Annotated in this window: 18 protein-coding genes; 11 read left to right on the forward strand and 7 right to left on the reverse strand. The window is 55.4% G+C overall.

Annotated features, from left to right (window positions below):
* Position 1 precedes the first annotated feature (1 nt).
* Both VQ830_RS01210 and VQ830_RS01215 read right to left on the reverse strand, forming a co-directional pair.
* On the reverse strand, positions 2-634 hold the full coding sequence (locus VQ830_RS01210) for a 2-dehydro-3-deoxy-6-phosphogalactonate aldolase (RefSeq protein ID WP_337266605.1): 633 nt from the start codon (positions 632-634) through the stop codon (positions 2-4).
* A gap of 14 nt (positions 635-648) precedes the next feature.
* Complete coding sequence (locus tag VQ830_RS01215; protein WP_337266233.1) at positions 649-1,560, reverse strand: 2-dehydro-3-deoxygalactonokinase; 912 nt, start codon at positions 1,558-1,560, stop codon at positions 649-651.
* A 124-nt stretch (positions 1,561-1,684) separates the two neighbouring features.
* On the opposite strand from VQ830_RS01215, the gene VQ830_RS01220 reads away from it, so the two are divergent.
* The 10 genes from VQ830_RS01220 to VQ830_RS01265 all read left to right on the forward strand — a co-directional run bounded on the left by VQ830_RS01220 (position 1,685) and on the right by VQ830_RS01265 (position 11,841).
* On the forward strand, positions 1,685-2,458 hold the full coding sequence (locus tag VQ830_RS01220; protein ID WP_337266234.1) for an IclR family transcriptional regulator: 774 nt from the start codon (positions 1,685-1,687) through the stop codon (positions 2,456-2,458).
* Between the two features lie 636 nt (positions 2,459-3,094).
* Complete coding sequence (locus tag VQ830_RS01225) at positions 3,095-4,243, forward strand: Mrp/NBP35 family ATP-binding protein (protein ID WP_337266235.1); 1,149 nt, start codon at positions 3,095-3,097, stop codon at positions 4,241-4,243.
* A 337-nt stretch (positions 4,244-4,580) separates the two neighbouring features.
* Positions 4,581-5,549 (forward strand): magnesium transporter CorA family protein, encoded by a 969-nt coding sequence (locus VQ830_RS01230; RefSeq protein WP_337266236.1) that lies wholly within the window; start codon positions 4,581-4,583, stop codon positions 5,547-5,549.
* Between the two features lie 16 nt (positions 5,550-5,565).
* Positions 5,566-7,467 carry a potassium transporter Kup gene (locus tag VQ830_RS01235; protein ID WP_337266237.1) on the forward strand — a complete coding sequence of 634 codons (1,902 nt, stop codon included), beginning with the start codon at positions 5,566-5,568 and terminating at the stop codon, positions 7,465-7,467.
* Positions 7,468-7,745: 278 nt separating this feature from the next.
* Positions 7,746-8,915, forward strand: a complete 1,170-nt coding sequence (locus tag VQ830_RS01240; protein WP_337266606.1) for a cell wall hydrolase — start codon at positions 7,746-7,748, stop codon at positions 8,913-8,915.
* Positions 8,916-9,181: 266 nt separating this feature from the next.
* Positions 9,182-9,526 carry an AtpZ/AtpI family protein gene (locus VQ830_RS01245; RefSeq protein WP_337266238.1) on the forward strand — a complete coding sequence of 115 codons (345 nt, stop codon included), beginning with the start codon at positions 9,182-9,184 and terminating at the stop codon, positions 9,524-9,526.
* A 65-nt stretch (positions 9,527-9,591) separates the two neighbouring features.
* A complete protein-coding gene (locus VQ830_RS01250; RefSeq protein WP_337266239.1) occupies positions 9,592-10,344 on the forward strand; it encodes a F0F1 ATP synthase subunit A in 753 nt (250 codons plus the stop codon).
* Between the two features lie 67 nt (positions 10,345-10,411).
* The gene (locus VQ830_RS01255) at positions 10,412-10,639 is read left to right on the forward strand and encodes a F0F1 ATP synthase subunit C (RefSeq protein WP_235774128.1); all 228 of its coding nucleotides are present in this window, start codon (positions 10,412-10,414) and stop codon (positions 10,637-10,639) included.
* A gap of 74 nt (positions 10,640-10,713) precedes the next feature.
* A complete protein-coding gene (locus VQ830_RS01260) occupies positions 10,714-11,349 on the forward strand; it encodes a F0F1 ATP synthase subunit B (protein ID WP_337266240.1) in 636 nt (211 codons plus the stop codon).
* 3 nt (positions 11,350-11,352) lie between these two features.
* A complete protein-coding gene (locus VQ830_RS01265; protein ID WP_337266241.1) occupies positions 11,353-11,841 on the forward strand; it encodes a F0F1 ATP synthase subunit B in 489 nt (162 codons plus the stop codon).
* A 336-nt stretch (positions 11,842-12,177) separates the two neighbouring features.
* Here VQ830_RS01265 and rnhB read toward each other — a convergent pair whose 3' ends face one another.
* Complete coding sequence (gene rnhB / locus VQ830_RS01270; RefSeq protein WP_337266242.1) at positions 12,178-12,864, reverse strand: ribonuclease HII; 687 nt, start codon at positions 12,862-12,864, stop codon at positions 12,178-12,180.
* Between the two features lie 237 nt (positions 12,865-13,101).
* The gene (locus VQ830_RS01275; RefSeq protein ID WP_337266243.1) at positions 13,102-14,259 is read right to left on the reverse strand and encodes a PA0069 family radical SAM protein; all 1,158 of its coding nucleotides are present in this window, start codon (positions 14,257-14,259) and stop codon (positions 13,102-13,104) included.
* A gap of 245 nt (positions 14,260-14,504) precedes the next feature.
* Between VQ830_RS01275 and VQ830_RS01280 the strand changes: the two genes are divergently transcribed.
* Positions 14,505-15,026 carry a glycosyl transferase gene (locus VQ830_RS01280; protein WP_337266244.1) on the forward strand — a complete coding sequence of 174 codons (522 nt, stop codon included), beginning with the start codon at positions 14,505-14,507 and terminating at the stop codon, positions 15,024-15,026.
* Between the two features lie 14 nt (positions 15,027-15,040).
* Here the strand turns inward: VQ830_RS01280 and moaB are convergent, their stop codons facing one another.
* Genes moaB through VQ830_RS01295 form a run of 3 tightly spaced genes read right to left on the reverse strand, consistent with a single transcriptional unit; the run spans position 15,041 to position 18,313 of the window.
* Entirely contained in the window at positions 15,041-15,592 is a 552-nt protein-coding gene (gene moaB, locus VQ830_RS01285) for a molybdenum cofactor biosynthesis protein B (protein ID WP_337266245.1), read from the reverse strand.
* A complete protein-coding gene (locus VQ830_RS01290) occupies positions 15,579-16,460 on the reverse strand; it encodes a 4-(cytidine 5'-diphospho)-2-C-methyl-D-erythritol kinase (RefSeq protein ID WP_337266246.1) in 882 nt (293 codons plus the stop codon). The genes moaB and VQ830_RS01290 overlap by 14 nt, the downstream gene beginning before the upstream one ends.
* Before the next feature lie 23 nt (positions 16,461-16,483).
* Complete coding sequence (locus VQ830_RS01295) at positions 16,484-18,313, reverse strand: tetratricopeptide repeat protein (protein WP_337266247.1); 1,830 nt, start codon at positions 18,311-18,313, stop codon at positions 16,484-16,486.
* Positions 18,314-18,394: the final 81 nt, after the last annotated feature.

The following is an 18,394-nucleotide window of genomic DNA, read 5'->3' on the forward strand; positions in this document are numbered from 1 at the left end:
CTCAAGCTCCTATGGCAGCGTCATAGGCGTAAATGGTCGCCTTGGCGCGTTCGGCAACCTCAGCCGCTGTCATGCCCGGCTTATAGAGGCTTGTACCCAATCCGAACGCGGTGATTCCCGCTTTTGTATAATCGGCGAAGTTGCGATCTGAAACGCCGCCCACGGCTGCAATGACGAGTTCAGGGGGCAGAACGGCCCTGATCGCATTGATGCCGGATGGTCCCAGAACGCTTGCTGGGAAGAATTTCAGACCTGTGGCGCCGGCACGGGCAGCGGCAAGCGCTTCCGTCGGTGTGAAAACGCCGGGCATGGTCACCATGCCGTAGTCATAAGCGCGGCGAATGACGTCGGGCTCGACGTTCGGCGTTACGAGCAACTTGCCACCCGCAGCATGTAAACTGTCGACCGCCTCTACCGTCAAGACGGTCCCAGCGCCGATCAAGCAATCGGCGGGCGCCATCTTGGCCGCTATTTCGATAGAGCGAAAAGGCTCCGGAGAGTTCAACGGGATCTCGATTGCGGTCAAGCCAGCTTCGATCAGCGTCCCGACGATCGGCTCAACTTCTTCCGGGCGGATGCCCCGCAGAATGGCGATCAAAGGTCTTGCGATGGGGGGGAAGGGAATTCGATTCATCATTCATTCTTTCATTAGGACAAAATCGAGCCTGCAGCAGCCGAGAGGCCACGCCTCACCGCCGTATCAGCATCAACAGTTTGATATGGCAACGACAGAACATCGAAGGCTTTTTCGTAAAGGTCGAGAAGCCGCCCCGATGCGACCAAAGTGATTGTCGCAGTTTGCGCCCTTGCGCTCAAGGCTCCAGCCATCTCCAGGCCAATCAAGGTACCCGATATGTGAGCTGCCGCCCCTGCGGCTGACAAGCCATGCAGGATTTGCCCTGACCTTGCTGAGAACAAAAAGTTCGTTGCCATGCCAGGCTTTTCAAAAGCCGCCACCACAGCTTTTTTAAATGCTGCGATGTTCAATTTTGTGTGTTCAGCGCCTGCCGTAGCATGGCTGAGGATGGTGTGTTTCGTAATCGCATCGAACAACTCACCTGTCATAAACGTCGAAAAGCCGGTGACCATTTCGCCCGAAAGGTAAACCCACTTTGAGTGGGTGCCCGGCATGCATACCGTCTGAACCGCGTGCGTCGCATCGATCGCGCCCAAGAGTTGCGTTTCCTCGCCGCGTATGACATCGGGCGCATCACTCGTGCGCTGGGCTAGACCTGGAAGGATGCGGACGTCCCGCTTTTCATAGGGAATTTTCACTGCCGCCTTTAGGACTGCAGGCAAAAGTGCCGGCACATCCACATAGCCAGCTTCTACCCAGCCTTGCTTGGCGCCGACCATGCCGCAGGCAATGACAGGGACATGGCTCTCGGCACCCACCCTTTCCAGGTGATCCTCAAGTGTTTTCTCAAAACCTTTGGCGGCGGCTTGTGTCATGCCGTCCTGTCCACGACTTTCCGCAAGGACGTTGCCATTGGCATCCAGCAGCCACAACCGGAAGCTGCTCGTTCCCCAATCGACGGCGGCATAAACAGAACTAGCCATCAGCTTTATTAACTCCTATTCGGCAACAAGCGCAGAGTTCCAATATTCGGAACGCAGTTTGACTTTGTGGAACTATCCCGTCATTGTTTACGTCTGTCAAGCAATTGCAGCCTCCGGAAACACGATGAAAACCAACAGAGAGACGGGCACTTTAGGGAAGTTGGTCGATGTCCTCGACGCGGTTGCTCGTGCCGAGCATCCGAGCCGTTTCACCGATCTGCTCGAAACGCTTGGTCAGCCGCGCGGAACGCTGCATCGTCATCTTTCGCATCTGCTTGAGGAAGGTCTCCTGGAGGTCGACAATGAGGGCCGATACCGACTTGGCCTTCGCTTGCTCGAGATCGCTTCGCTGAGTTGGTCGAAAAATGATCTGAGGGCGGTCTGTTCTCCACATTTGAATCGCCTTCAACATGAAACCGGCGAAACCGTTCATCTCGGGGTCCTGAGAGAGACCTCTGTCATCTACCTCGATAAGGTAGAGGGGCGTCAATCGGTCAGGATGTATTCGCAAATTGGAAACGGGTCACCCGCGTATTGTACGGGTGTTGGTAAAGCCGCGCTTTCCCTGGTCTCGGACGACCTGCTCCCGGCGCTTCTTTCGAAAATGGAATTTCACCGCTTTACCCGCTCCACGTTGGACGCCGCATCTCTCCTTGCGGAGATCAAGAGCATCCGTGAGCGCGGCTATGCTTTTGACATGGAGGAGCATGAGCAGGGCATAAGATGCATAGCCGCGCCAATCGACGCACGCGGTAGCGGGTTCTTGGGAGCAGTATCGATAACCGGTCCGGCCTATCGTTTGACCATCGAGGCAATGGAAGCTTGGAAAGACATGATCTGCAGCACTGCAAAAGCAGTTGAGAAGGATATCAGGCTGCGCCTGGGGCCTGGTCGATAAGCTCCTATGCTCATCACACAGTCATTGCATTTCAGGTGCGCCTAAAAAATATGCGCTCAAGTGTGCGTGTCGATGCGCCGCCGCAGGTTCACTAGAGATTTCGGGCATCTTCGGTGTTTGGCACGCTTTGTGCATATTTTGTTTCAAAGTCCGGAGGGGCCTTGGTAACGACGCGAAAAGCGCGACCCACTATCGCCGCCGATGCGCCCGACATATTTGTCGCAGCGTCGGCGGCGATTGTTGTTTTAAAGTAACGGTTCAAAGCGGCATGGCGCAAAGAGCGCGGGCCTTGTAGTTTTTTTCCTGGTCTTTTTCCCGCTTTGCCCTACGTCGTCAACGTCGTGGGCTTTGGAGGCTGCGGTCTTCAGGGTGTATTACCTGGCGGACTTGAAGATTGCCGCAGCCTCCGTTGCCCCACTGTTCGTGTTTTTATTCATTAAATTTCAGCGATCGGAATGAAGCGCCGTTGGCGCAAAGTGTCATTTCGTCATTTTTTGGTTTCCCCCGTGCGGAAGTGTCCGGCGATTTCATTTGGATAACGGATCATACTTCATTATCTAGGCTCAATTCCGTGAGCCGCTGCGCGTCAAAATTCGTGAACGTCTTGGGCCAGCGACCGATGAAGCGAGAGAGTGAATGGCCGATATCAGCAAGGAACAGGTTCTGGACGCACTGAAATCCGTTCGCGGACCGGATCTCGAAAATAATATCGTAGATCTCGCGATGGTTTCAGACGTCTTCATTTCCGATGCGAAGGTTTATTTTTCGATCACGGTTCCTGCTGAGCGTGCCGAGCAACTTGAACCGTTGCGCGCTGCGGCCGAACGTGTGGTCAAAGGACTGCCCGGAGTGAAAGGGGCTTTGGTCACCTTGACGGCCGATCGCAAGGCATCCACTTCGCCAGCGGCCCCTAAGCCTGCACCAGCACGTCAACCAGCTGCACATGATCATGCCCATGCGCCGTCTCCTGGTCGTCCAGCCAAAGCCGGCGTTCCTGGGATCGGCACCATCATTGCCGTCGCGTCAGGCAAGGGCGGGGTCGGAAAGTCGACGACTGCGGTCAATCTTGCGCTTGGTCTGATCGCCAATGGGCTTAAAGTCGGCATCCTCGATGCCGACATCTATGGCCCTTCAATGCCGAAACTTCTGAAAATTTCCGGACGCCCGAAGCAGATCGAAGGTCGCCTGATCATGCCCATGGAGAACTACGGGCTAAAGGTGATGTCGATGGGCTTCCTTGTGGAAGAAGAAACGGCAATGATCTGGCGCGGGCCAATGGTTCAGTCGGCTTTAATGCAAATGTTGCGCGAAGTGGCATGGGGGGATCTCGACGTGCTTGTCGTCGATATGCCTCCAGGCACGGGTGATGCGCAGCTGACCATGGCCCAGCAGGTGCCACTCGCTGGCGCCGTCATCGTTTCGACACCGCAGGATCTCGCATTGATTGATGCGCGCAAAGGCCTTGCGATGTTCCGCAAGGTTGAGGTGCCGGTTCTCGGCATCGTCGAAAACATGAGCTACTTCATCGCACCCGATACCGGCAAACGCTATGACATTTTTGGTCATGGCGGTGCCCGGCGCGAGGCCGAGCGATTAGGTGTGCCATTCTTGGGCGAGGTGCCGCTGACGATGGATATTCGCGAGACATCGGACGCAGGAACGCCTTTGACCGTCTCGGAGCCCCACGGGGTCGTGGCGGAAATTTATCGCACGATTGCCAAGAAGGTTTGGGAGCAGGCCAACGGCACAACCCAGCGGAAGGCTCCCGAGATTATTTTCGAGTAGAGCAAGTGTTCTGACGCTGGATTACAGGATGCGTTTGAAAGAAAGCTTGATTCTTTTGCCGCATTGCTTCATATGGCGCGCCGTCGTGAGGGAGTCTTTTGCGTTCTTGGCTTTATGAACAATCGATCGGTCGATTGTCGAAGCAAAGCCGGCTCCGGGAGAAAAGACCGGGAGAAACGCACCATGGCGTTCTTCGGTTAGAATGCGCATGGATTATGTGAAGTTCTCTTACTGCCGGCGGCAAATCCGAATGTCGTGCCAGCAGCCGGATTGGCCAGAGGCATTGAATGGACGAAGCGAAGACTGCATTTAGCATTGAAGTCCGGAGCATGCGCGGGTGATAACTGCTTATTGCGCAGACGGCGGGACCGTTGAAGTCTCGCCTGCCGACCCTTTTCCGGCGAGCGCTGTCTGGATCGACCTGCTCGAGCCAACCCGCGAAGAGGAATTGTTCGTCGAGCAGTATCTTCGCGTCGAATTGCCGACCCGCGATGAATTGAAAGACATCGAACCTTCCTCACGTCTTTACGTAGAGGGTGATCATGTCTTTATGACGGCGTCACTGGTGTCGAAGTCGCAAAGTGAAGTCCCGTTGCTAGCCGATGTCGGCTTCGTCTTGGCCGGACAGACTCTTGTGACAATTCGCTATGCACGGCCGAAATCATTTGCCCTTTTCGTCGCCGCTTTTCACAAGCTTTCGCAAGAGTGGCGAAAAGGGGCGGCCATTTTGGCTCGTCTCTTGGAAACGATCGTCGATCGAACAGCGGAAATCCTGGAAAAGACTGCGACCGACCTCGACATCTTGTCGCTGCATGTCTTCGGGGATCGTGCGAAGAAGGTTCGAAAGCCCGGAAATTATCTAGAGCAAAAGCTCAAGGACATCGCCGGACACCATCGCCTTGTCAGCAAACTACGTGATTGCCTCGGTTCGCTGGCGCGAATGGTGACTTTCTTTGCGGCACTTCCTACGGTGCATGATATGCCTGATACGAAGGAACTCCTTCGGTCGGTTTCCCGCGATATCCAATCTTTATCCGAGCACGCGGCCTTTGTGGCGGGAAATATCACGTTTCTGCTGGACGCGTCACTCGGGTTGATCAATATTGAGCAGAATTCCATTATAAAGATCTTTTCAATTGCTTCCGTGGTTTTCTTGCCGCCAACTCTCGTCGCATCCATATATGGTATGAATTTCGAGTTTATGCCGGAGTTGCACTGGTCGTCGGGCTATCCCGCCTCACTGGCCCTCATGGTGATCTCCGCACTTGTCCCATTTCTCTTCTTTCGTTGGAAAGGCTGGCTCTAGAGAGCCTGTTACCTGCATGTCCGAAGATAGCCATCACTCTCACGAACGAAAGCTGACACCGCGTAAGCTTTTTTATCTCGCGCTTGGTTCAGTCGGCGTCGTTTACGGAGATATCGGCACCAGCCCGCTTTACGCCTTTCGCGAAGCGCTCAAGCCCGTTTCCGCTGACGGCTTGACGCGCTTTGAGGTAATCAGCCTCATTTCGCTGATGATCTGGGCTTTGACCATCATCGTGACCTTGAAATATGTGTTGTTTCTTCTGCGCGCCGATAACGAGGGGGAAGGCGGAACGCTTTCCCTGCTTGCGCTGCTCACGAAGACCGCCAATGGTCATGGGGCCTTGCTGATGTTTCTGGGGTTGATTGGTGCAGCGCTCTTCCTGGGCGACGCCATGATTACGCCGGCACTGTCTGTCCTTTCGGCGGTCGAAGGCCTTAAGCTCGTTGCTCCGGACTTGTCGTCTTACATCGTGCCGATATCCCTTTGTATTCTGGTGCTGCTCTTTGCCGTCCAGTCCAGAGGCACGCATACCGTCGCCCGCTTTTTCGGTCCGATCACTGCGGTATGGTTCTTGGCGATCGCTGCGGTCGGGATCTATCATATCCCGGATGATTTCGGCATTCTGGCGGCGTTCAATCCCTATTATGCCGTCAACTTCCTCCTGCATGAAGGATTTTACGGCGTTGTCGTCCTTGGCGCGGTATTCTTGACGGTTACCGGGGCAGAGGCTCTTTACGCCGACCTCGGACATTTCGGCCGCCGCCCTATCCAGTGGGCTTGGTTTGCTCTGGTTTTCCCTGCGCTCACGCTGAATTATCTTGGACAGGGCGCCATGGTGCTAGCCAATCCGATGACGGCATCTGACCCGTTTTATCTGATGTTCCCGAAATGGGCACTGTTGCCGGCTGTGATTCTTGCCACGGCGGCGACAATTATTGCCAGCCAGGCGGTCATCACTGGCGCGTTTTCGCTCGTTCGCCAGGCCATCAACCTGGGCTTTCTGCCGCGCATGGAGGTTCTGTTTACCTCTGAAACCAACACTGGGCAGATTTTCGTCCCTTCCGTCAACTTCATCCTGTTCATCGGGGTGATCTTCCTTGTTCTGTCATTCCGAACATCCGACGCCCTTGCGACGGCCTATGGCATTTCCGTCACCGGGGCGATGGTCGTGACCACCATCATGGCATTCGAGTTCGTTCGAACCAATTGGAAGTGGTCGATTTTGCTGGCTACGGTCATTCTGACGCCGTTGCTCATTTTGGAAATGATCTTCTTAGGCGCCAATCTGCTTAAGATCCACGACGGCGGCTATATCCCTGTCATGATTGCGACAGCCTTTACGGTCGTGATGTGGACCTGGAGACGCGGAACGGCAATCTTGACGGAAAGAACCCGCCATACCGACATTCCGCTGGCCTCTTTCATCAGCGCCATCGAACGCAAGAGTGATCACTCTCCTGCGCAAGTGCCTGGCACAGCGATCTTTTTGACAAGTACGCCCGATTCGGCCCCGGCAGCGCTTTTGCACAATCTGAAACACAATCACGTTCTGCACGAAAAGAACGTCATCTTGACAATCAAGACGGTCAACAAGCCGCGGGTTCATGCCGCGGAGCGCTACAGCGTCGAAAAAATATCGGAGCGTTTTTCGAAGGTTGAACTCAACTTCGGCTACACGGAATCGCAGAATGTTTCGCAGGCCCTGGCTGCCCTACGCAAGTCCGGCCTTAAATTCGATATCATGTCGACGTCCTTTTATCTGGGACGGCGCAAGTTGGTACCCGATGCCAAGTCCGGTATGCCTTATTGGCAGGACCGCCTTTACATCGCTCTTGCCAACGCTGCGGCAAACCCTTCGGACTATTTCCGTCTGCCCGCCAACCGCGTTGTCGAGCTTGGATCACACGTCATCATCTAGTGATTGCCATCGCGCTGCCTGAACAAACCCTCTCTGGGAAGGGCGAGTTTCTGCACCAGAAGATGTAGCAAGTTCCTAGAGAGCGGTATGCATTAAAGGATATGGTTAAGAATATCTTTCCCCATAGCGGGGCATCGCCATCCTGATGTTGTAAAAACACGCGAAAACAGGTCGATAACGGGCGAATATCGACCTTAGCGCGTATCGTTAACCATACATCAAGGTTAATAAGAGATTTTGTTCCGGTCATTCTCGTGCATGGCCGGAGTTCAAAAGTGCTGCGTCGAAATCGTCAAATTTCTGGCTGGTTGCGGGGAAGGTCGTCCCCCTTTTATGCGCCCATCCTATTCGGTCTCGCCGGCTGGCTTGGCTCTGCCAGTGATGCGGCTCACGCTGATCTTGCTGCGCTGTTGGCGGGTCTTGACGGCAACGGAAACTCCTCATGGCGAATGGTGATGACGACATCTCCTGCGGGATCGATCCACCAGGCTGAACTGGAGTTTGCGCAGGATACGGCACCGGTCGATTCAGGCTTGGTCCTGCCAGATGGGCGCCGTGTTGCATTCACAACGGGCGAAAAGAAACATGAGGACACCGCCGACGAAGAGCGGGTCAATCGGAGCGGCAAAAAGAAGCGAATTCTGTCGGTCGAACCCGTACAGCCTCCCAAGGATTTCTCGGCGGGCTCTATCATTGATCGCAACAAGCTTCTTTTTCGGCCTGCGCTGGAGCTGAAGGACAAGTCCGCTTTCGTCAAGCCCGCGATCAAGGGCAAAGAATTACAGATCGCAACAGTGTTCTATCGCAAGCAGCCGCTTAAACCTGTCGATCCAGAGCCACGCGTCATTGCGGAGTTGGTGAATAACGACAGGCCGGACAGTCTGGCCGCCGCTTATGCGTCTCCTGCGCCAGATTATGCACGACAGTCTCCTTTTGATTCGATCTTGACGGACAAAGCCAATGAAGGACGCTTCGTGCCGCAAATCGGCCCGAAGGATCATGCCTGGGCCGCGACGGTTCTACCGGCAAGCGTCTTTTCGCCGGACGAGCAGCAATGTCTCGCCTCGGGCGTCTATTTCGAGGCTCGGGGCGAATCGGTGAAAGGACAGGCAGCCGTTGCGCAGGTGATTTTGAACAGAGTGCGCAATCCGAGTTATCCGAAGACCATCTGCGGCGTGGTTTACCAAAATGACCAATGGCGCAATCGCTGCCAGTTTTCTTTCGCCTGCGATGACATCAAGGATCAAGTCAACTCCGCGACTCACTGGAAGATCGCAAGGCAGGTCGCCATGGCCGTCACGGCCGGTAAGATCTGGCTGCCGCAGGTCGGCTCGGCAACACACTACCACGCCGTCTATGTCCGGCCGAAATGGGCAAAGAGCATGGAGAAAGTCGGCCGCATCGGACTGCATATCTTCTATCGCACCCATGGCGGTGGATGGATCTGAAAAACCGGCATAAAAGGCCTCATGGATGCTCCGGCAGCGTGATAAAAGCGCAGGAAATTGCGATAAAGCTCAAAAAAATCCGTAACCGTTTGTAATCACGTCAGAATTTTATGGCTGGACAGAACTGCTCCATGCCTTGACTATGCATTGACCTAAAATTATGGTGCGCCCGACTTCAGAACGGGCCTGAATGGTGTCTGGCCTTGCGCCCGTTGTTCGAAAGACCGGGGTTAACGGGTTCGGATAGCGGTGTTGGAGGGGATGCCATGACGGAAGACCGCGAGGAGAGTCTTGACAGGCGACGAGCCGAATTGGGGGCGAAACTTTCCGCCAAGCGTGTAAGCGCACCGGAAGATGACGCGAAGGAAGCAAGTGCAGAGGCGAGCCGAAAGGGTTTTGCTGCAGCCATGAAGCTTTCGAGCGAGTTCATTTCGGCTATCGTCGTGGGTGGGGCTCTCGGCTTCGGTCTGGACTGGGTCGCTGGCACGTCGCCTTGGGGGTTGATTGTTCTTCTTCTTCTTGGCTTTTGTGCCGGTGTGCTGAATGTGTTGCGCGCATCGGGCAAAATGGCTCAGCCATTCAGCGATGACCGCAACAATAGCGGAAGGTAAGGGGCCGTATCGCGGTTCCTTCGTGATGAATTCGCCTGTGGCAGGCAAGGAAGAGAGAGTAAGCGGTGGCAAACGGACCTACCCATCAGTTCCTGATCAACAAGATTATACCAATCGAGATCGGTGGAATTGATTTCTCCTTTACCAATGCATCCCTGTTCATGGTTGCATCGGCCGTATTGTCGGCAGGCTTTCTTTATTTCGCTGCTTCCAGCCGTGCTCTTGTTCCGGGCCGCGCCCAGTCCGTGGCCGAAATGGCCTATGAGTTTATCGCCGGAATGTTGAAGGAAGGCGCAGGCACAAAGGGAATGAAGTTCTTCCCGATGGTCTTTTCGCTGTTCATGTTCATTCTGACGGCAAACCTGCTCGGCATGGTTCCTTACTTCTACACCGTCACAAGTCAGATCATTGTCACTTTCGCGCTCGCGATGTTCGTGATTCTGACCGTTCTGATCTACGGCTTTTATAAGCACGGTTTTCACTTCTTGCAGATCTTCGTTCCCTCGGGCGTGCCGGGTCTTCTGTTGCCGCTGGTCGTTCTCATCGAAGTCATCTCTTTCCTTTCTCGTCCGATTTCGCTTTCCGTTCGTCTTTTTGCAAACATGCTTGCTGGCCATATCACGCTGAAAGTCTTCGCTGGCTTCGTGGTATCGTTGAGCGCACTTGGTGCAGTTGGTATCGGAGGAGCAATTCTTCCCCTCATCATGACCGTCGCCCTGACCGGTCTTGAGTTCCTTGTCGCCTTTCTTCAGGCTTACGTTTTTGCGGTGCTGACTTGCATGTACCTCAACGACGCAATCCATCCTGGTGGCCACTAAGGATTAAGACATTGGCGTCTTCAGGGCGTCAGTCATTCGCCGCATAACCATTTCAAAGGAGTTCAATATGGAAGCGGAAGCAGCAAAGTTCATCGGTGCAGGTCTGGCTTGCTTTGGCATGGCCGGTACGGCTCTTGGCCTTGGCAACATCTTCGGCAACTATCTGGCAGGCGCTCTGCGCAATCCGTCCGCTGCTGACAGCCAGTTCGGCCGTCTGGTGTTCGGTTTCGCAGTTACGGAAGCTCTGGGCATCTTCTCGCTGCTCATCGCTCTCCTCCTGCTCTTCGCCGTTTAATTAGGGCGAATTTCGGAAATCACGGCTCGCCGCCTGCGGGCCGTGATTCTTCATATATGCACCTGGAGGCGAGCATGTTTGTGACTTCGGCTTACGCTCAGGAGGCCGCGCCGGCGCCTGCCCCGCAAGCCGCACCGGCGACTTCGCCGGCACCTGGCCCGGCAGCCGGCCAAGTACACACCGAAACGGGTGTTCCCGCCGAGGGCGCTCATGGTGGTGTATTTCCGCCGTTCGATCACACGACCTATCCTTCGTCATTGCTTTGGCTGGTCATCACGTTCGTGATTTTCTACCTGGTGATGCAAAAGGCCGTTGTTCCGCGTCTTGGCGGAATCCTGGAGAGCCGTCACTCGCGCATTGCGCAGGACCTTGAGGAAGCAGCTCGCCTGAAGGCAGAAGCTGATGCCGCTGTTGCGACCTACGAAAGCGAACTTGCTGCCGCTCGCGCTAAGGCAAACAGCATCGGTGCTGCCGCACGCGATGCCGCCAAGGCAAAAGCGGAAGAAGATCGCCGTGCCGTTGAAGCCAGCCTAGCCGAAAAGCTGAAGGCTGCCGAGGCTCGTATCAGTGAGATCAAGACGCGCGCCTTTGCCGACGTCGGATCGATTGCAGAAGACACAGCTGAGGCGGTTGTCGAACGGTTGATCGGACCATCCGCATCCAAGGCCGACATCGCCGTTGCTGTTGCAGCCGCTGGCAAGGGAGCCTGATCCATGTTTCATTTCGACGAAACATTATTTGCCTTTGTTGGCCTTCTGATCTTCATCGCCCTCATCGTCTATCTTAAGGTGCCGGGCATGATGGCCAAGTCGCTTGACGACCGCGCCGATCAGATCCGTAACGAGCTGGCCGAAGCAAAGCGTTTGCGCGAAGAGGCGCAGCACCTTCTTGCCGAATACCAGCGCAAGCGGAAAGAAGCGGAAGCGGAAGCTGCTCAGATCGTTGCTGCTGCGGAACGCGAAGCTGAAATGCTTCGTGAGGAAGCAAAGCGCAAAACCGAAGAATTCGTGGCGAACCGTACCGCGGTTTCGGAACAGAAGATCAAGCAGGCCGAGGCTGATGCTATGAAGGCTGTTCGCGTCGCTGCTGTCGATTTGGCAATTTCGGCGGCAGAGAACGTGTTGGCCGGCAAGGTCAACGGCAAGCTTCAGTCCGATTTATTCCAGAATGCAATTGGCGAAGTCAAAGCTCGGATGAACTAAGTTCAGGTTGCGCAAGTAACAGCGCATCACGAATTGAAAATGCTGCCTGCATCATCTGCGGGCAGCTTTTTTGTTGCCACTACGAGCGCTCTACGAACCGGCGTCTGGGATCTGAGAGCCAATCCGCGCAACCGGATGGCCTACAACGGACGTGATGGCCATCGAGGTTCTACCTGCTTTTCAAGATCCCATGGACTTCAGGGCAATGTAGCGAGACACTGATCCAAGGTCGAGCACGCTTTGTAGGCCGAATATACGGGCCAGCGAAGCGCGAAGATCAGCGAAGCGCTCACGACCGGAATGGCTTAGCTAAGCTGAAGCGGGACCCTTGCAGTTTTATGGTTCTATGAACTCACCTTGAGCGCTAGGCGCATCCTGACGTAAGGGTCGGAACGTCATGCGGTGCAAGGGGCAGGGGCCATGCAATTCAATGCCAGCGCGATGCTGTGCAGTGCCATAACCCGCATGGGAAGCGAAACCATAAACTGGAAAAACGATATCTGCGCGGCTCATTATACGGTCGCGCGTCACCTTTGCAACGATCGAAGCGGCCGCAATCGACAACGAGCGCGCATCGCCCTTGACCACCGCCTCTGCGCCGCATTTTAATCCAGGTGGGACATCAAGCCCGTCGGTCAGGACAAAAGCCGGCTTGACAGATAATCCGCAGACGGCACGACGCATTGCATCAAGGCTTGCCTTCCGAATGTCGGTGACATCGATTCTCTGTGATGAAGAGGAGGCGATAGAAACGACTGCGTGTTTCAGGATCGCGTCGAACAGGATTTCCCGCTTCTGATGCGACAACTGCTTGGAGTCGTTCAAGCCCTCAGGAATACGATCAGGGTCCAGAATGACAGCTGCGGCCACCACGGGACCTGCAAGAGGGCCACGTCCGGCTTCGTCAGCGCCGGCTACTGGCCAAAAACCATTCTTCCGTGCCTTCGTTTCAAAGGCGAAATCAGGCGCGCTCAGTGGAGCTTCAAAAAGAAGAGGCGAATCGGGCGACGTGCGACGTTTCATGCGGCGGAACTTCGCACGTCGGCCCGATCAGATGCAACCCCCTGTACGAGGCGGCGCCAGGAGGTTGCGTTACAGCAGGACGAGGGGCCCACTGTAACAACGGGAAGTGGACGAACGCACCTTCCCGAAAGCTTTGCGAAACAGCGCTGCACGCTCTTTCTCACTTACAGCGCCAATTCAATCTTGCGTTAAACCCTCTTTTTTCGCGTTCACGCAGTCCGCGGCCAGTTGCAGCTTTTAGAGAAGCGAAAGCTGAACCCCGCTCCCATCTGGAGGGACAAAGAGGTCGTCGCGCAACGGCATGCTGCGCCGCGTCATTCCAAGACGCTTTGTTGCCATTTCAAACCTTCGCGCAATCTGCCACGCATAGGGGCCTGCGCCCTTCATTCTCTTTCCAAATTCCGCATCGTAGTCCTTACCGCCACGCATAGAACGCACCAGCGACATGACGTGCCGGTAGCGATCCGGATAATGCTGTAGAAGCCAGTCACGAAAAAGCGGCGCCACTTCTAGCGGTAACCGCAGGATGACATAGCCGGCCTCTTGTGCGCCTGCCGCATTGGCTGCCTCCAGAATACGCTCAAGCTCATGATCGTTAAGAGCAGGTATCATCGGCGCGGCCATTACGGCCGTGTGTATGCCTGCCTCAGAAAGCTGTCTGACAGCTTCTATGCGCAATGATGGTGTGGAAGCACGTGGCTCCATCGCGCGTGCCAATTTGCGGTCGAGTGTCGTGATCGACAAAGCCACACGGACAAGGCCGCGCTCTGCCATGGACTGAAGGATATCCAGGTCACGCAGAATCAAGGCAGATTTCGTCACGATCGAGACGGGATGGTTCGAGCGATCCAGGATTTCCAGTATCTGCCGCATGACCCGCCATTCCTTTTCGATTGGCTGGTAGGGATCGGTGTTGGTACCAATCGCGATGACGCGGGGTTTATAACCCGCCTTGGCGAGTTCGCGCTCAAGAAGCTTCGGTGCGTCTGGTTTGGCAAAAAGTTTTGCTTCGAAATCAAGTCCTGCGGAAAGCCCCATATAGGCGTGGGTCGGACGCGCAAAGCAGTAGATGCAGCCGTGTTCGCAACCACGATAGGGATTGATCGAACGATCAAATGGAATATCGGGCGATTCATTGCGGGTGATTGCTGTTCTCGGCTTTTCAACCTGCACCTCCGTCCTGAACGGCGGCAGTTCTTCTAAGCTTTGCCAACCATCGTCGAAAGTCTCCCGCTGCTTCGGTTCAAAGCGCCCACTTGGGTTTAGGCCTGCCGCACGTCCCTTGCGCCGGTCTATGTCGACACGCAATCCAGATGCTGTCACAAGTGCATCGGCAATATCCGCCGAGTTGGCAGGTGCGAATGCAGCCTGCCCCGCTAGGGACTGCTCTCTCATTGGGGATCTCCTTCGGCGCGACAAGTATGTCGCTGCCATTGACGAAAACATAATTGAGAAACGAGAACAATACAAGAACAAAAATGTTCGTTATGGAGGAGAGCTCGGATGCCGAAATTAGAGCAATGACCCTGCTGTCACCGATGCATTATTCAAATCACGCTTCTGGTTATCGCGGTTTAGCAATTCTGCCATGCTGGCAATCCACTGGCATTCTTCCGCCTAGAGCATTATAAAATCAAGCAATGTTGACAGTCATCCTCGAATGCCGAAATCATGAGCCAGAGCTCACGCAGACCCTGTCCGTGCTCGTAACTGGCGCAGTCGAGGGATTGGTGCGTGACGTCATCATTCTCGATCTCGATCGGGCGGATGGTGTTGCGCGCATTGCCGATGCTGCTGGCTGCCTTTATCACACGCAATGGGACATCAAGGACATCGTTCGCAATGCACGCGGAAGCTGGCTTCTGTTCGTCGAGCCCGGAGCGCGGCCGCAGCCCGGCTGGGTCGATGGAATCAGTGAGCATATCTTGATAAGCCGCATGCCGGCGCACTTTTCGCCCGCGAGAGGATATCGACAGCCACTGATCAAGCGGCTGTTACGTTCCACGCCACCCTTGGAACTTGGCCTTCTGATTGCGAAAGAAGAGGCACTGGCGAGCGCCGAAAAGGCAGAGACCGTCAACGACATCTTGAAGGGACAAAAACCCAAGCGGCTCTCTGCCGAGTTGATACCGTCCTGGGTGATGCGCGCTAAAGCCAGATAGTTTCTGGACGCTTGCTAGAGCTTCGCCCCACGCTTCAGATGCTCATCGAGCCGCGGCATGATCTCCACGAAGTTACATGGTAGATGACGGTAGTCCAACTGGGCCTTCAATATCCCGTCCCAGGCATCCTTACAGGCGCCGGGAGAACCGGGCAGAACGAAGACGAAGGTTCGCCCTATCAAGCCTGCCGTTGCTCGCGATTGAATGGTCGACGTCCCAATCTTCTCATAGGAAATACGATGAAAGATTGCCGAGAAGCCATCCATCCGTTTGTCGAATAGCGGCTCAAGCGTATCAGGCGTAACGTCACGGCCGGTGAAGCCCGTGCCGCCGGTGGTAATGATCACGTCGACGGCCTCATCCTCGCTCCAGGTCTTAACCTGACCGGCAATTCGTGAGCTATCGTCAGAGACGATCTGCCGGTCTGCCAGCCGATGACCTGCGTCGGAAATTCTTCCCGCAAGCACATCTCCCGACCGATCCGTCACGAGGTCGCGAGTATCCGACACCGTCAGAACTGCAATTCCCAGAGGGATGAAAATTCGGCTTTCATCAAGACCCGGCATACTGTCCTCCAGAAACCGTTTCGGTTGCTTGAAAATACCAATCCGGTCGCTCTTTACAAAGGCGCTCTTGTGCCTCGGTGGCCTGCGCCATCGTTTCGAAGACACCGAAGCACGTTGCCCCAGACCCTGACATACGCGCCAGAAGCGCGCCTTGGTCTTTCAACATCTCGGAAATAACGCCAATTTCGCAGAGTTTGGCACGGGCGGGCGGTTCAAGGTCATTGCGCGCGTGGCTGATAATGCTTCGCCAATCGCCGTCCGGCTGCAGTTCGATCTGAGGATTTTCCTTGCGATTGAGGGCGCGGAAGATTTCCGGGGTCGAGACCGCCTTGAGAGGATTGGCAAGAACCAGGGAAAACACGGGAAAGTCGGCAATGGGTGTGATCTCGTCGCCCACGCCTCGTGCGAGAAGTGGGCAACTTGCCAGACACATCGGAACGTCTGCTCCTAGCGTCAGAGCAAGCTGGCCCAGCACCTCCGTCGAAACGGTCGCATCCCAAAATCGCAGAAGACCGCGCAATGTCGCGGCGGCATCGGCCGAGCCGCCGCCGATACCGGATGCGACTGGAAGATTCTTTTCAAGATGAATGGCAACCGGTCTCGCCTCGAAACCGGTTTCACCGAGCTTGGCGCGAAGAAGGTCTTTCGCACGCACAACGAGATTGTTTGCATCCTGATCGAGCTTGGCTGCAAAACGGCCCGACAAACTGAGTTGGTCGTCAGTGGCCTCGGAAAAATGCAGTCGATCGCCATGCTGCGTGAATGTGACGAGCATATCGAGAAGATGATAACCATCCTCACGCTGTCCCGTGACATGCAGCGCGAGATTGATCTTCGCGCGTGCATCCTCACTGATCTCAATCGTCATGGCCTTCGCGCCAACTTAAAGAATTACGACTTCTTGTCGGCTGGCGGCGGTTCCACGGGTGCCGGATCGGGCTGCTTCTTATCTGCCGATCGAGCGTCATTGGCCAAAGGCGGCAGACCATTTGCAATCTTGTCCTTGATCTGCGGGATCTGTGCTTCTTCAGGACTGCTGCTCAGCGCCCTGTTCCACTGGTAGACCGCCTCGAGCTTCCGTCCAACGCGCCAATAAGCATCGCCGAGGTGATCGTTGATGGTTGGATCGCCGGCCTTTAGTTGCGCAGCTTTCTCAAGTTCACTCACCGCATCGTCAAATTTGTTCAGCCGGAAGTAAGCCCAGCCGAGCGAGTCGATGATATAGCCGTCGTCCGGCCGCAACTCGACGGCCTTGCGGATCATATCCAGACCTTCGTCGAGGTTGCGGTTCATATCGATCCAGGAATAGCCGAGATAATTTAGAACCTGCGGCTGGTTTGGATTGAGCTCCAGCGCCTTGCGGAAATTCGGCTCGGCCTGATCCCACTTCTTCAGGCGCTCGTAGGCAATGCCGCGCTGAAAGAAAACCGGCCAATCTGTTTTGGCAGGCAAAGGCCCCAGCATCTCAACAGCCTTGTCATACGTCTCGGCCATGGCTTGATAATCCTTGGCGTCAGACAGAACGCTGCCGTAAGCAAGGTAGCTTCTAATATCTTTGGGGTCTGAAGCGATCAGTGCCTGGAGGTGTTTGCGCGCCTCGTCAACCTTACCGCCCTGCGCCAGCGCAAGACCAAGCTGGAGTTCCGAAATGCGGCTCATGGGAGAATTTGCCGGCACCTGCTTGTAGAAATAGATCGCCCGATCCATCTGGTTCTGCTTTTCGGCAATGGCGCCTAGCAGGACCATGGTATCGGGACTATTCGGATCAAGCGCATTGGCCGTCTGCAGATAAAGCGAAACGATGTCTTCCGCGCCATCGCGGTTGAGCGCGCCTGCGACCGAGAAGAGGACACCTGCAGCGCCCTGTTGCGCCGTCAAGATCTGCTGCTCCTGCTTTTCATCTTTTTCGATGCTCTGGCGCAGCGCCTTCAAAGGAGCGTAATTCGGCAGGAGATTATCGCCGACGGCAATTGCGTCCAGTGCCTTTTGCTTGTTGCCCTGCGAAGCTTCAAGCCTTGCCAGCGCAACGACAGAGCGCATGAATGTGTCAGGCGCAGTGGCTCCGCCATCCTTGTCCAAAACAGCATCGTTCAAGTGCTTGCGCGCGGCAGCGACATTCCCGTTCAAGATGGCAATCGCGCCGGCATTATAGTTCTGAAAAATCGAAAACCAGTCCGGCCCCTTCATGCGCTCGATGCTCGTCAAAGCATCCTTGCCACGCCCGGCGCCGAATTTTGCCCATGCCGACAGAAGATCGTTCATCATCCGGTCGAGATCGTTCGGGCCATTATATTTCAGGATGGTCTGTGCTGTCTTGAAGTCGCCGCGGCGAAAGGCGTCCATGCTGCGCACGATCGTCGTGATGCGTTCGACACTCTTATCGTTCTTGAGGTCGTTCGCGTATTTCACGCTATCCTTCAAATTGCCATTCAAGAGCAGCGAGATCATCAGGCGTTGCCGGATCTCCGGATTGCCCGGCTCAATCTGCAAAGCCTTCTTGTAAAGCTCGATGGCCGTCACGTAGTCATGGTCGACATCGGCCGTACGGGCAGCCAGGAATGCACCGGAAAAGCTCGTGACGCTATCGGGATCAAAGGTTTCGACGGGTGCTGGATCGGCCTTCTTTTCTGCCTCCTGCGCGTGCGCTCCGATGACGCCCATCGTAAGCGCCGAAACAATAGCGGCACTCGCAAGAAGACGGATGGCAACTCTCTGCCGCATTATCAAACCTTTCGTGCATACCGTCCGAATTTATCGGCCGTTTTAAAGTCGAAGCACCAATTCACAACAGGATGGCTTTTT

This window comes from Oryzifoliimicrobium ureilyticum (assembly GCF_037199735.1).
GTDB lineage: Bacteria > Pseudomonadota > Alphaproteobacteria > Rhizobiales > Rhizobiaceae > Rhizobium > Rhizobium ureilyticus.